We start from the raw sequence: 14216 nt of genomic DNA, 5'->3' as shown, positions 1-14216 counted from the left end.
TGGCTGGACTGCAGTCAGTGTCGATCCTGTCTCTTTCCCCACATCCGAGAGATTGACATGCGCTTCCCTTTCTTCGGAATGAGGTCCACGTCGCTGACAAGCCTTGCCCCGCCATCCCGTTTCTCAAGAGTAATCTTTCGGCTGTGAAATGCCTCAAGTTCTGCTCGGTGACCAACACTCAGTATCGTAACATCCGGCAACTCATTAATGACCGTCTCCATGATCTTGTCCTGGCTTTTGTCATCCAGCGCCGATGTTGCCTCATCCAGCACAACAATGTCGGGGGCATTCAGCAGAAGCCGGGCAAACGCCAATCGTTGTTTCTCGCCGCCGGACAAGGTGTGGTCCCAAGGGGCTTCATCGGCGATTTTGCCCTTGAGATGTCCCAGGCCAACCTTCTCCAGCGCTGAACCGATTTCCTCGGTGCCCCAGCTATCGGCTTCTTGCGGATAAGCGACCGCCCGTCGAAGTGATCCGGTCGGAATATAAGGCTTCTGCGGAAGCATGAACAATCGAGCGTTGGCACGGAAATTGACGCTTCCTTCGCCCCAAGGCCATAGCCCTGCGATTGCCCGCACCAATGTGCTTTTGCCAGAGCCGGACTCTCCGGCTACCAGCACACGCTCGCCCGGTTCGATCTCTACTTGGGTTTCCTTCACGACGGCTCTACCGTCACCGAGGGACACGGACAGATCGCGAAGACTGAGCATGGTATTGTCAACAGCTTCGCCTCTGGCGATGCGGCCAAGGCTGTCGCTGGTTTCGGCGCGTTCGAGGCCGTCTAGCGACATCATCAGAGACGCGACGCGGCGAGCACAAGCGTTCCAGTCTGCAAGACGGGGATAGTTATCGACCAGCCAGCCAAAGGCCGTCTGGACGATGGTAAACGCCGATGCTGCCTGCATGACTTCACCAAGTGACATGCTTCCATCGAGGAATTTTGGCGCGCATAGCAAGACCGGCACCACGGGAGCAATCAGCATCGATCCGTGCGAGACGAGCGTAGTGCGCATATATTGATGAGCAAGCTGGCGCCATTGCTCACGCACCTTCTGAAACGTTCTGTCGAGATCGTTTCGCTCCTCTTCTTCACCTCCGAGCAGAGCAATGCTTTCGCCATTCTCCCTGACCCGAGTGAGTGTATAGCGAAACTCGGCCTCGACCTGGTTCTTGACCTCGGAGACCTGCACAAAGTTGCGGGCGATGTAAGCGATCGAGCCTGACGTTACGAATGCGTAGATCACCGCGGCGACAACGAGGAACCCCGGGATCGTAATAGACGATCCGCCCACCGGCAGTGTTAAGGCGCCGCCGATTGTCCAGAGTACAACGATGAAGGTCGAGGCAGAGAGAAAGGCGGAGATGACACCTGACACAAAATCCACTGGAGACTCGGTTGCGATCCGCATGTCTTCGGAAATTCGTGCTTCCGGGTTCTGATGGTCGCCATCGATCAGGTTCAGTTGGTAATATCTACCATTGGCAAGCCAGCGGGCGATCAATGCCTTTGTCAGCCAGGAACGCCAACGTCTCTGGATCAGCATCCTGACGAATACCTGAATGGTAACCAAGGCTACGCTGCCTAGTACCAGCGGCGGAAACAGAGCTCCCAGATAATAGACCGACGAGGCATTGCGTTGCTCGATCGCGTCGAAAATTTCCCTGTTCCAGACGTTGATTCCATATTGGAAACCGACGTTCAGACCAATCAAAGCGAGGAGACCAATGGAGACTGGCCATGCCAGACGGTCACCACGACGGCTCCAATAGCCGCGCGCACTGATCCAGAAGCGCTTTAAAAGATAGGATTTGCGGGCCTGCTCGGCTTCCTCGGGTGACATTGCCTGATCGGGCTCAATGGCCTCAGGTACCGGCTCAGCCTCTGAGTGCTCTTCATCCTTCTGTTGAGGGACTTCAGCACCCTGTGATGTTGCGAGTTTTTCAGTTGCGGGGTCGATTTTGCGATCACTCATGAGCCCCTTAACGGCGCTTGAGATAAAAGGTTTCACGCTTTGGTGATGGAATTTCAATACGCTGTTTAATGCGCAGGCCGGGCTCATTGCTCTCGTCATTCAAGAAGGAAACGAAAGTCTCGACATCCCGTCGCTCGTTCTCCGGCGGGCCTGAAGGCACTAAAGCTTTTTCCCGAGTGCAACCGGGGCGACTTGATGAAGATTGGCGAATTCGCGTCGGCTAGATTGTCATCGCCGACGCGTAGAATTTGTCAGAACTTAGCGATAAGTGCCGCTTCTTCGTCGTCTCGCTGTCGTCCCCCAAGTGCCGCGGCCGCAGAAGCGATGAAGGCACCAACCAAGAGCGAGAGTGCGCCAAGCATAGCTGTTGTGGAGGCTGACTTACGAGCCTTGTCTGCTGCTTCCTGAGTTTCAATTTTCGCCTGATCGATCCGCTGCAGCACAGCATCGACGCGCGCTTTTGCTTCCTCGGGCGTGAGCCCAGTGCGAGACGCCACGACGGCCGACAAGTAGGTCTTGTCTTCGTCGGGCATCGACCCAGCCGTTGCGGAATTGAGGAGGATACGGGAAACCTCCGCAACTGCGGCCGCATCGTCAGTCTGGGCGCGATTGCGCAAATCCTGCGGACGAAGCAAGGCATCCGTGAAATATTCCGCCGCCACGTTAGGACCTGTGTTGTCAGCGCTGCCGGATGTAGCGCCAGCAATCGTCGCAGTCGAGGTGGCAGATGCCAAAGCTTGAACTCCGCCGCCTACAAGGCTTGTGAAAGCAGATCCGGCCAATCCTGCAACGAGCACTGTTGCAAGCGCCCAACTGAGAAAGCCGTGCGCGGTGTCCCGAAAAAACACCTCGTCGGTGTGCACGCCGGCCCATTTCGTGCGCAGCCGCCCCGTCAGATAGCCGCCGAGCGCGGAAGCGAGCCACTGGACCACCACAAACCAGATTGCTGCCGTGATACTTACTGTGGTGAATGAAGCGCTTTCTCCCGACCATGGCGACACCATCGTCAGACCAACGCCGGCCCCCAGCAGAAGCAGGATGAGCGCAGTGGCCGCTGCAGCGACCGCGCCACCTATTACCGGACCCCAACTGAGAGCCGAGGCCGAGGATTCAACTCCGACATCTGATACACCAGATTGATAGAGAGGCATGTCATTCTCCTAGCGCATAAATAGAACAAGAAGGATGATGATCGGCAACGGCACGCCGAGAAGCCAAAGAAGAATACCGCGACCCATAATAACCTCCGATAAACGACTTGTTGTTGGTATCGCCTGAACGCTTCTGAAACTTCCCGGTTCCTCGTCATGTCGCTTTGTACGGTCTTCGAGACTTTCTGCCCATGAGAGCCGCCGTCACATCGGCGTAGGTTACGGAGTTCCTCAGGCCGTCTTCTATTGCCCGAACACCGTACCCGCCATCGAAGACCACCGCATTACATGCAAAGCGGCTTGATAACGTCCATCCTGATATCGCCCTCAATTACTCCGCGAACCAAGTCGCCCCGCCCGTGTTCGATTTCGACGACCGTGTAGAGCTTTTCATCCCTGAAAGCGCTTGCGGTCCGGGTTGACACATCGTCGGCGGGAGCCGCGTCGATTTCCATAAAATCCAGCTCTCGTTCCGCGGCCACTATTCGCGCGTCTCCGGCTGTACGTGCCGCGACGACCACCACACCGTGTCCCGGCTTGTTTGCCCACGCGGGATCATCTGCAGAAGCTATCGGCTCAAGCCGGTAAATATTGAGAGCCTCCTCAACGAACTTCGACGGTGCAGAGTCCGCGATCTGACTTTTACTCTCCATGGATCGACCGAATGTCGTGCTGCTTGTTGAACTTCCGGTAATCTCTGGATGAATGTCTTTCAACTGGGGCATTGCCGTCCTCCGATTGAGACGAGAACACTCTCGGCCTACCGGTGTTCCATTAAATGTCTGGAACAGGCCACTGTGTACGTTCATCGCTCTTCCAGCGGAACAAGCTGCTCCTATCTTCAATTCAAAACATGGGAGGAATGCATTTGAACGTTAGGATCGACGAAGATGAGCTGTTTGGTTCACCCGGGCTAAATCGTATCAGCCGAAAGGCCCGGTTGAATGCCCCCACTTACCGAGAACGTCATCGTGGAGCCATTTACGGTCGCAATGCGAAAGTTCGCCAATAATGGTGTCATCGCAGATCCGATCGACATCGGGGTCCGGCAAGCTCGACGCCGCCGGTTCACTCACCCATCAGCAGCCGCTCCGCCACGCGCAACCCCTGTGGCTCGCCAAACCGCGTGCATCTATCGTCACAAGAAAGGTCCCGTCATCCGATCGCTTTGATGTCATAGTGGTGGGTGCGGGAATTGGCGGCGCCCTCATGGCCCACTCACTCTGCGGCAAAGGATTGCGCATCCTGACGATCGACCGCCGCCATCCGGTTCGTGGTAGCAGCGCCGCGAGCACTGCCATGATCCAGCATGAGATCGATGTCCCGCTTCATCGTCTCGCTAGAACGATTGGTCACGAGAAGGCTTCACGCGTCTGGCGCAGGTCGGCAGGTGCAGTTGAGGAGCTGAAGAGCCTCATTCGGGATCTCGGCATCAACTGCGAATTCCAGTCGCGGCACACGCTTTTTCTCTCCGGGCAAGAGCTTGGCGCGCGAGCGTTGAAAAGAGAGGCGCAGGCTCGCCAAGAGGTGGGAATCCTGGCCGAATATCTCGATCGGGCGGCGCTTTTGGAGCGTTATGGTATCAACCGAAGTGGAGCGATCAATAGCGCGATCTCCGCATCGTCAAATCCTGTGCAGATGACAACGGGCATTTTTCGCGCAGCCAGGCGACAGGGGGTGGAAGTCGTAGGCGGGCTGGAGGTCACCGATGTTCGCGAGGCCGGCGATAACGTCATCGTTGCGACAGATCAGGGGAAGATGATTGAGGCGGCCCACGTCGTATTCTGTAGTGGATATGAGTTTCTCGAATGCTTGAGAAATCCACGCCACAAGCTCATGTCGACATGGGCCTTGGCTAGCAAGCCAAGGCTGAACCGACCTGACTGGCTGGATAAATACCTCGTATGGGAGGCCTCGGACCCTTACCTCTACTTTCGTTCCACATCCGATGGACGCGTCATCGTCGGTGGGGAGGACGAGAAAGGTGAGGCTGCCTATCTCGACCCGACAAAGATCGAACACAAGACAGCGGTCCTTGTCGAAAAGCTGGCTGATCTGACCGGGATTTCGCTCGGCAAACCTGATTTTTCCTGGTCGGCCGCGTTCGGCGTCACACCTGACGGGCTTCCGATGATAGGGACTGCGCCAGGGATGAGCCGGGTATTTGTATCGATGGGATTTGGAGGGAATGGCATTACGTTTGCAAAGATTGCGGCAGACCTGATATCCGCTGCGGTTCTCGGCCACGAGGACGTAGATTGGGATCTGTTTCCCCTTCGGTAGCCTGGAACGGTTTCTAGGTGTGGCGATGCGCTAGCAGCGCACCGCATCGAATTCTTCGGCATTTTGACTAATCGAATTTGAGCGCGGACTTGAGCGGGACAGTCAGCGCTACCGATCCATCTGGTCTGACGACCTCAAGAGAGTCACCGTCGATGATCTTCCCATTTTTGACCTTGTTTGCAAGAATCTCTCGGGCCGAACTAACGGCGTAATCATGGGCTTCATCTAACGTCGTGAATTCCGAGCCGTCCGGATCCTCGGTGAGCACGCCATCCTGCCTGATATGAAAGAAATATTTCTGCATGAAACCTCCTTCGCGGCTGTCTTAACCATGGAACGTGGTGAACGTTCCAGACTTGTTTCGCCGCTCATCTGAGTGGTGCGGTAGTTGCCGAACGCGCGATAAGTGTCACGACTTTGGGTTCACCACCTCCGATGCTGGGGCGGTTTCAGTCTCTCCGGGAGTTTTGCCGAATACGTAGTAACCAGCGAGCAAGAGCCCGATAACGAAGATTATACTGACGAACGCATACATCCTTGATCGAGCTTTACCACCTGTGCTCATGTTCTTCCTCATCTTCCATCCATATTGGTAACATGCGCATGCGCCATGAGATGCGCTGAGATATCGCCGCTACAGGCAGCTTCCACTCCAGTAAGGACGCAGTGGCATTGTAGTTTCGCTCCCTATCCGGCTTTGCGATGAGACGACGCGGCGGATTTGGACTTGCCGCTCTTGGCCACCGTCTTTCGGGTAGTGTTGGAGTTGGCGGATTTCCGCTTGGTCGGCTTTTTCTAGGCAGCGCCGGCGCTGTCCCGCAATGCCTGGAGGAGATCGCTCGGCTTAGATGCCTTTGGTGCTACAATCTTTCTGAATGGCTTGCCTTCGATCTTGGCTTTTACCAGTTCGGCAAGGGCCTCCTCGTAACGGTCATCAAAATTCGACAGGTCGTAGGTGCCCGTCTTCGTGCTCATGATATGGGAGGCCAAGTCGAGCATTTCCTTGTCGATGTTGATGTCGGCCATGTCATCGAAGGCCTCGTCTGCCGATCGCACCTTGTAATCAAAATTCAAGGTCGTGCCGATCAGGCCATTGCCGTGAGGGCGGATCAGCAGCGTTCTAAGCCGGCGGAACAGCACCGTGCTGGCAATGGCGGCCACCTAGGCCTCTTTCATTCCGTCACGGAGCAGAGCAAAGGCCTCTTCGCCCATCTCCTGTGGTGCCAGATAGTAGGGCTTGTCGAAATAGACGTCATCGATCTCGTCGCACGGAATGAACGCCGTGATTGAAAGGGTCTTGTCGCTGTCGGGAACCGCTGAAGCGATCTCGTCTGGCTCTAGCACGACACAGCGGCCATTGCCGGTCTCGCTATCCACAAACTCGCGGCGCACCCGATTACCGGTCTTGCGGTTGAGTATGTTGAAGCTGATCCGCTCGAAGGATGAGGTGGCTGTGAACAAGGCCACAGGACAAGTGACCTCGCCGAACCTGATGTGGCCCTTCCAGTTGGCGCGTGGCGATGCCATGTCCCGATATCTCCGATACAGCTTTGCCCATAAACAGGACAGGCGCTGAATCGTTCCGGCTATTTATCGTTCTGAGCAACGGCCACCACCGACTCTCTTTACAGCACGGCGTAGCGCTTTCGGCGGCGCGATCGCACCCTGTAACGCAGAAGATTTTTCCGCTTCACTCGTCGCAATCGCAAAGATTGCCCTTCATAATATACAAAATCAGTAGACAAATGGACGCACGTAAAAGATGCGCGTGGGTGCCGGATGTACAAAATCAGTTTGCTCGACAAAAGCCCTATTGCCCAAGGAGAGACTGCGGTCTCCGCCTTGTCGGCGACCGTCAATCTGGCAAAGCGAGCCGAGGCGCTGGGATACCACCGCTTTTGGGTGGCAGAACACCATGGAACAAGTGAGTTGGCGAGTTCTGCGCCGGAAGTTCTAGTGTCGTGGATCCTCGCTAACACATCAAGCATCCGGATAGGTTCCGGCGGCGTCATGCTACAACATTATAGCCCGTTCAAGGTCGCGGAGGTGTTCAATCTTCTGTCTTCCCTGGCACCGGGGCGGGTTGATCTCGGGATTGGCAAGGCGCCCGGCGGCCTGCCCAGGGCAACGGCGGCATTGCAGGTCTATCGTTCAGAAAAGCCGGAATTCGAGACGCAGATCGCTGAGCTTAGCGCCATTCTCGACAACTCCGTCGCCTTGCAGCGGGATGACTCTTTTGCCTTTGCGGGGCCGCAGCCGCCATTCACCGCGGAGCGTTTTTTGTTGGGAGCCAGCCCGGGCAGTGCTCGCCAGGCGGCGCAGCTTGGCTGGAACTTTGTCTTTGCTGGTCATCTTAACGGCGATTCTGAAAACCTGCGCCAAAGTCTTGAAACATATCGCGAGGAAAGCGGCGGGCGCTCACCGATGCTTGCACTCGCCGCCTATGCCTCGGAAAGCGCATCAGATGCGGCAGAGCAGGTGTCGGAGCTGAAGATCTTCAAGGTGTTTCTCGACAATGGTCAGTCGGTCAGCCTTGGTCGACGCGACCAGGCCGAGGATTTTGCAAAACAGGCGGGCTCCAAGAACTATCGGATCGAGGAGCGCAAGCCGAGCGTGCTGCACGGGACCCCGGATGAGATCCACGCGGAACTGGCTCGTCTGGCGGCGGCCTACGAGATCCAGGAATTTATTTTGGAACCGCCGGCAGTCGGGGCTGACCGCCGGCTTGCATCCATCGAGCTCTTGTCCCGCAAACCGCTCTCTGCGGCAGCCTGATTTCAAGGAGAAAGTATCGTGAGCAGGAAGATCAATTTCGGAATCATGCTGCAGGGTGCCGGCGGGCATATGAATTCCTGGCGACACCCCAAGAGCCCTGTCGATGCGAGCGTCAATCTCGATTTTTTCAAGGCTACGGCCCTGAAGGCAGAGGCCGCCGGCATCGCCTTCGCCTTCGTCGCGGATGGCCTCTATATCAACGAGAAGTCCATTCCGCATTTTCTCAATCGCTTCGAACCCTTGACCATCCTATCCGCGCTTGCCACGTTGACGAGCAAGATCGGCCTGGCGGGCACGGTTTCCACGTCCTACAGCGATCCCTTCACCATTGCCCGGCAATTTGCCTCTCTCGATCTCATCAGCGGCGGGCGCGCCGGCTGGAACGCGGTGACAACGCCGCTCGAAGGAACGGCGAAGAATTACAGCCGCAACCACCCCGAACACGCGCTTCGCTACGAGATCGCCGACGAATATCTGGAAGTGATCAAGGGTCTGTGGGACAGTTGGGATGACGACGCCTTCCTCCGCGACCGCGTCAGCGGCAAATTTTTCGACCGCGACAAGCTGCATACGCTTGGTCACAAGGGACGCTTCTTCCAGGTCGAGGGGCCGCTCAACATCCAGCGGTCGCCCCAGGGGCAGCCGGTGATCTTTCAGGCGGGGTCTTCCGATGCCGGAATCGGCCTTGCCGGCCGACATGCCGATGCCGTCTTCACCAACGGCGTCTCGATCGAGGAAAACCGGACGTTCTCACAACGTGTGAAGCAAGCGGCGGTTGCTCATGGTCGCTCTGCCGATCACGTCCAGATCTTTCCGGGCATCGGTCCGATCGTCGGCAGCACACAAGCCGAGGCCGAGGAAAAATACCAGACCATCCGCAACCTGATCTCGGTCGAGGAAGCTCTCGCCTATCTCGGCCGTTTCTTCGATCATCACGATTTCAGCGCCTACGATCTGGATGCACCTTTCCCCGAGCTTGGCGACATTGGCAAGAACAGCTTCCGCTCGACAACGGACCGGATCAAACGGGTGGCAAAGGAGAAGGCGCAGACCCTGCGGGAGGCGGCGCTTGATGCCGCCACGCCAAGGGAGGGGTTCGTCGGTACGCCGGATGCCGTCGCGTCCAAGCTCATCGATTGGTTCGACAATGGTGCAGCCGACGGTTTTATCCTCGGTTTTCCGGTGATTGCCGAAGGGCTGGACGATTTCACGAGCCACGTCCTGCCGATCCTTGAGGAGCGTGGCTATTTCGACCCGCAACTCCCGGGACATACGCTGCGCCAAAATCTCGGGCTGCCCTACCGGGAAAGCGTTTACGCGGCAGGCGCGGGAGCGGCGGAAAAGGCCAGGGCCTGACATTTCGACAGGGTGAAACGGCCGGCCACGAGAGGCGCGGCGCAACCTTTGGAAAGTGACAACCATGAATATCCATGTTGACGGCGCGCGTCCTCGCGACGACGCCGAGCGGCTGATCCTTGCCTCGATAGACGAGTTCATCGACATCCGCCGGGACCTGCATCAATATCCGGAGCTCTCCTTTCACGAGAAGCGTACTGCCGGGATCATCGCCAAATATCTGCTCTCCTACGGTTACGAGGTGGCGGAGGGTGTCGGCGGCTACGGCGTTGTCGCCACCCTCCGGCGTGGTTCGGGCGAGAAGCGGCTAGGAATTCGCGCCGATATCGACGCGCTGCCGATTGAGGAGGCGACGGCGCTTGCCTATTCGAGCCGTAATCCCGGCGTCATGCATGCCTGCGGCCATGACGGCCATACGACGATCTTGCTTGCCGCTGCCCGATATCTGGCAGAGCACGGCCGTTTCTCGGGTACAGTGACGCTGATCTTCCAGCCGGCCGAGGAAGTGGGGGCAGGCGCCCGCAGGATGATCGATGATCGACTGTTCGAGAGATTTCCGGTCGATGCCATCTTTGGCCTGCATAATTGGCCGGGCGTCGCGGCCGGCCAGTTGGGCTTCGTCGAGGGGCCGGCCATGGCCTCGGTCGACAAGGCGTTGATCCGTATCGTCGGCAAGGGCGGGCACGGCGCTTCGCCGCATGAGACGGTCGATCCGGTTCTGGCGTCCGCCTCCTTCATTACCGCCTTGCAGAGCATCGTTGCCCGCAATGTCGATCCTCTCGAAATGGCCGTGCTGACAGTCGGGTCGATCCATGGCGGTTCCGCGTCCAACGTCATTCCGGAAAGCGTCGAGCTCAAGCTCACGGCGCGCGCCTATTCTCCTGCAGTTCGCGACAAGCTGGAGGCGCGGGTGCCGGCACTTGCGCGCGCCCAGGCTGAAAGTTTCGGCGCTGAAGCGGAAGTCGATTATCTGCGTGGGTTCCCACCGGTGATCAATCATGTGGAGGAGACGCGGTTTGCCCGCCGGGTCGCCGAGGAGAATTTTTCTACGGATCAGGTGGCCAGCAGTTTCAGGCCACGCACGGCAAGCGAAGATTTCGCCTACATGCTGCAGGAGCGGCCTGGCTCCTACCTTTTTGTCGGTAACGGCGACAGCGCGCCTCTGCACAGCCCCCTCTACAATTTCAACGACCAGATCATCGCGCCGGCCGCCCGTTACTGGGCGCGGCTCGCTGAAGCCTTCCTCTCATGACCGGCAGGACGCAGGAGACACCCGTGAGCGACCGCTTTCTCTACACAAGCCCACTCGACCCGCTGGCAGTGCCGCTGATCGAAGAACTGACTTACGAATACGATAGCCGATACGGCAGCTTCTACGACGCCGAAGGGGCGACCAAGGAAATGAACCGTTGTTCGCCGGATGTCTTTGCTCCGCCCCACGGTAATTTTCTGCTGCTGCTACGCGAGGGCAAGGCGATCGCGGGCGGTGCCTTCATGCAGCACGAAGATGACGGCACGACGGAGTTCAAGCGCATCTGGACCCATTCCGACTATCGTCGCCAGGGCCTGGCGCGCAAGGTGCTGCTCGAACTGGAAGAGCAGGCCGCTCGACAGGGCTATCGGCGTGTCTACCTGACGACGGGCTTTCGCCAGCCGGAGGCCGTCGGTCTTTACCTCACTAACGGCTATTCCGCACTTTTCGATACGGCAGCAGATCCTGAGACGATCCAGAAACTGCCGTTCGAGAAGTCGCTTGAATTTGCCATCGTCCCTGCGGGTACGGCCATCGCTGCGGTGACGCTGCACGGTTCTGTGTGAGGGGTATCATGACCATCAGCACTGATTTCAACGATGTTACGCGTGCTTCGGCCGAGACCAGCAAACCGGCCAACGGCGACTATTCGCATTACCGCATCGTGCCGGCTCGTTATCCGGCTCGCACGGTCGGAACCGTGTTCGCTGTCGTCCTCATCGCTGCGACGGTGCATTCGGTGCTAGGCAACGAGCGCTGGGGCTGGGGCGTGTTCGCCGAATGGTTCTTCGCCGAGCCGGTTCTGGTCGGCCTCGGACGAACGCTGCTTTTGACCGCGCTCGGCGCATCGCTGGGCTTTCTTCTCGGCACCGGACTGGCACTCGCGCGCGTCTCCGGCTCACCGCTGCTGGCCGGGATATCATGGACCTATGTGTGGATCTTCCGATCGATTCCGCTGATCGTGCTCCTGCTGATCCTCAACAATCTCGGCTATCTCTACGAGACGATCACCATCGGGGTTCCTTATACTGGTATCAACTTCATCAGTTGGAACACGACGCAGCTCATCACGCCGTTCGCCGCAGCAGTACTCGGCCTCGCGCTGCACGCTGCTGCCTTCACCTCGGAGATCGTGCGTGGCGGCATACTTTCCGTAGACCAGGGTCAGCACGAAGCGGCGGCTGCGCTCAGCTTGCCGCGCCACAGGCAGTTTACCCGCATCGTGCTGCCGCAGGCGATGCGCAGCATTCTGCCAAACGGGTTCAACGAAATCATCCTGCTCGCGAAGGGGTCCTCTCAGGTCTACATCCTCGCCCTACCGGAACTCTTCTACACGATCCAGATCATCTACCGGCGCAACCTCGAAGTCATTCCGCTGTTGATGGTGGCTACCGTCTGGTATCTGGTTATTCTCACCGTCCTGTCGATTGTCCAGCATCAGATAGAACGTCACTACTCGCGTGGCGCGCTTCGCAAGGCCAGAGGTTGCACAGGTCCTGCATCCCGCATTGCCGAGTTTTCCGGGACACGATCTCTGGAAGCGCGATTTCAAGGGCGCAAGCGGCATCTTCTCCTTCGTTCTGGCGGTTCCCGAAAAAGCGGAACACAAGCGCAAGGCTCAGGCATTTCTCAACGCGTTGGAGCTTTTCGGCCTCGGCTATTCCTGGGGTGGTTTCCCGAGCCTCGCGCTGCATGTCAATCTGTTTGACCGTCGCGTGACGCCACCACCGTCGGGCGGACCGGTGCTGCGCCTGCAGATCGGCCTCGAAGACGTTGCCGATCTGATTGAAGATCTGGAGCGAGGTTTATCGGCTGCAAAGGCAGGCTGACCCGGAAACGTTGTACCATTCAGCCGCTGTTTCTGGTGCGCGCGGGTGGTTGATCGTGCAGCCGGTTCCAGGCTCTTCGAAACTGCCGAGCCGACGAAAAACCGGCTCGGTCTGCGACCTGCTCCATACCTAACTGCGATCCGTTGACCAGCTCCTTGGCAAGGGCGAGCCTTATCCGGTTGACATAGTCGGTCACACTCATGCCGACATGCTCGTTGAAAAGCCGCGACAGATGCCGCGGACTGGTGGCGGCGACATTCGCCAGTGCATCGACTGTCCAGGCGTGGGCGGGATTCGCGCCGATTGCGTCTTGGGCTTTATGAATGGCCCGATGGAGATGACTTCGTCCCTGCAGCCATGGCGACAGCTGCGGATCTGCGCCCGCCCGGCGCAGATAGATGACGAGTGTGCGAGCGGCCGCAAGCGCCGTCGCATGGCCAACCTTGCGCGCCACAATCGCCAACATCAGATCGATGCCAGCCGTCACGCCGGCACTGGTCATGCATTCGCCGTCCTCGATGAAGAGCCGGTTTTCCAGGACGCGCGCGGTCGGCGCCAGCCGAGCGAGGTCTGACAGCATCGAGTGGTGGGTCGTACATTCGCGCCCTTCCAGCAAACCGGCACGCGCAGCCAGTAGCGCTCCCGAACAGATGGTGGCAAGCTCAACACCCGGCTGGATGCTACCGCGCAACCATTTGACGATAGTTTCCTCCAGCGGCCCGTCGCCCAGACGGTCTTGGGGCCTTCCGGTACCCAGCGGCTCGTCGACCGAGCCGCAGACGATAACCATCGCACCTTCCGGCAGTGTAGCCGGCAACGGCACGATGCCGGAAACGCTCAACCCGACCGAACTGCGAACATCAGGAGAGGGCCCGATATAGGTAATATCGAAACGAACCGCCGATTGCTCGAGATTAGCGCGGCGCAAGACCTCGACCGGGCCAGCAATGTCAAGAAGCAGCACCCGTGGCGGAACGACCACGAAAACCGGAATTTTCCGAGGCCGTTCCTTATCGCTCAAGCTGCTGCCTTCCCGTCGATTGCCAACGCGTCCCTGACGGTCAGAATCCGTGCGAAACGCCCCGCCAAAACCAACTCCGTCCGCGCCCTGATTTCACTAGCGGACCATTCACGCCCATTTGCATCGGTCATCGGAAACGTCAAGGTTGCCTCACTGACATAATCGACGCCGTAACCGAGATCCGATGCATGGCGAGTTGTCGTTTCGCAGCATTGTTCGGTGCGGATACCCGATACGATAAGACGCTGGATGCCGTTTTCTGTCAACCACACGCCGAGACCGGTGCCGACAAGGGCGCTGTGACGGTGCTTGTGGAAGACCACGTCGGGCGCAAATGTGAGAGGCGCGATCGGCCTCACAAGTCCGGAAGCGATTGTAAATTCAACGTCTTCATCCACATGGAAAATCTGCACGACAGGGATGCCGCCCGCCTTCGCACCGTCGATCAAGGCCTGCTGCTTTTCGATGTAGGGCAGGAATTCGTCGTCACGGAAATAGGGCCGATGGCGAAACGATTCCTGCGCGTCGATGACGAGAAGCGCTGTTTGGTGAGGCATGGTGAGTGATCCCTTTTGT

At 58.2% G+C, this 14216-nt stretch carries 11 protein-coding genes and 3 pseudogenes; 7 read left to right on the top strand and 7 right to left on the bottom strand.

The window, feature by feature from the left end; translation table 11 throughout:
* Positions 1-14 precede the first annotated feature (14 nt).
* The 3 genes from GGE33_RS21470 to GGE33_RS21460 form a co-directional block, all read right to left on the bottom strand.
* Positions 15-2060, bottom strand: coding sequence for an ABC transporter ATP-binding protein/permease (locus GGE33_RS21470; RefSeq protein ID WP_484477022.1), 2046 nt, complete (start codon positions 2058-2060; stop codon positions 15-17).
* A gap of 164 nt (positions 2061-2224) precedes the next feature.
* Positions 2225-3124 (bottom strand): hypothetical protein, encoded by a 900-nt coding sequence (locus GGE33_RS21465; RefSeq protein WP_183827747.1) that lies wholly within the window; start codon positions 3122-3124, stop codon positions 2225-2227.
* Positions 3125-3408: 284 nt separating this feature from the next.
* Positions 3409-3849, bottom strand: coding sequence for a hypothetical protein (locus GGE33_RS21460; protein ID WP_183827744.1), 441 nt, complete (start codon positions 3847-3849; stop codon positions 3409-3411).
* Positions 3850-4135: 286 nt separating this feature from the next.
* On the opposite strand from GGE33_RS21460, the gene GGE33_RS21455 reads away from it, so the two are divergent.
* Positions 4136-5407, top strand: a complete 1272-nt coding sequence (locus tag GGE33_RS21455; RefSeq protein WP_183827741.1) for an NAD(P)/FAD-dependent oxidoreductase — start codon at positions 4136-4138, stop codon at positions 5405-5407.
* A 67-nt stretch (positions 5408-5474) separates the two neighbouring features.
* Here the strand turns inward: GGE33_RS21455 and GGE33_RS21450 are convergent, their stop codons facing one another.
* Positions 5475-5711, bottom strand: coding sequence for a DUF6894 family protein (locus GGE33_RS21450; RefSeq protein WP_183686718.1), 237 nt, complete (start codon positions 5709-5711; stop codon positions 5475-5477).
* 383 nt (positions 5712-6094) lie between these two features.
* A pseudogene (gene ku, locus GGE33_RS21445) lies at positions 6095-6934 on the bottom strand (non-homologous end joining protein Ku).
* Positions 6935-7186: 252 nt separating this feature from the next.
* Here ku and GGE33_RS21440 point away from each other — a divergent pair.
* From GGE33_RS21440 to GGE33_RS21415, 6 genes and pseudogenes are all read left to right on the top strand, one after another.
* Positions 7187-8182: an MsnO8 family LLM class oxidoreductase gene (locus GGE33_RS21440; RefSeq protein WP_183827738.1), complete on the top strand. Its 996-nt coding sequence runs from the start codon at positions 7187-7189 to the stop codon at positions 8180-8182.
* Positions 8183-8227: 45 nt separating this feature from the next.
* Positions 8228-9538: an LLM class flavin-dependent oxidoreductase gene (locus tag GGE33_RS21435; protein WP_210303845.1), complete on the top strand. Its 1311-nt coding sequence runs from the start codon at positions 8228-8230 to the stop codon at positions 9536-9538.
* Positions 9539-9602: 64 nt separating this feature from the next.
* Positions 9603-10790, top strand: coding sequence for a M20 aminoacylase family protein (locus GGE33_RS21430; protein WP_183827734.1), 1188 nt, complete (start codon positions 9603-9605; stop codon positions 10788-10790).
* 23 nt (positions 10791-10813) lie between these two features.
* Entirely contained in the window at positions 10814-11356 is a 543-nt protein-coding gene (locus GGE33_RS21425) for a GNAT family N-acetyltransferase (protein ID WP_183827731.1), read from the top strand.
* 8 nt (positions 11357-11364) lie between these two features.
* Positions 11365-12264: pseudogene (locus GGE33_RS21420) on the top strand (amino acid ABC transporter permease); the annotation flags it as partial.
* A 1-nt stretch (position 12265) separates the two neighbouring features.
* Positions 12266-12619 (top strand): annotated as a pseudogene (locus tag GGE33_RS21415) (PLP-dependent transferase); the annotation flags it as partial.
* Between the two features lie 19 nt (positions 12620-12638).
* On the opposite strand, the gene GGE33_RS21410 reads toward GGE33_RS21415, so the two are convergent.
* Both GGE33_RS21410 and GGE33_RS21405 read right to left on the bottom strand, forming a co-directional pair.
* Complete coding sequence (locus tag GGE33_RS21410; RefSeq protein ID WP_183827725.1) at positions 12639-13640, bottom strand: GlxA family transcriptional regulator; 1002 nt, start codon at positions 13638-13640, stop codon at positions 12639-12641.
* Positions 13637-14197 carry an isochorismatase family protein gene (locus GGE33_RS21405; protein ID WP_183686702.1) on the bottom strand — a complete coding sequence of 187 codons (561 nt, stop codon included), beginning with the start codon at positions 14195-14197 and terminating at the stop codon, positions 13637-13639. The genes GGE33_RS21410 and GGE33_RS21405 overlap by 4 nt, the downstream gene beginning before the upstream one ends.
* Positions 14198-14216 lie beyond the last annotated feature (19 nt).

Source organism: Aliirhizobium cellulosilyticum (assembly GCF_014198105.1).
In the GTDB taxonomy this organism is placed as follows: Bacteria; Pseudomonadota; Alphaproteobacteria; order Rhizobiales; family Rhizobiaceae; genus Neorhizobium; species Neorhizobium cellulosilyticum.
The sequence above is the reverse complement of the archived record's forward strand: the minus strand, read 5'-3'. Positions and strand labels throughout refer to the sequence as shown.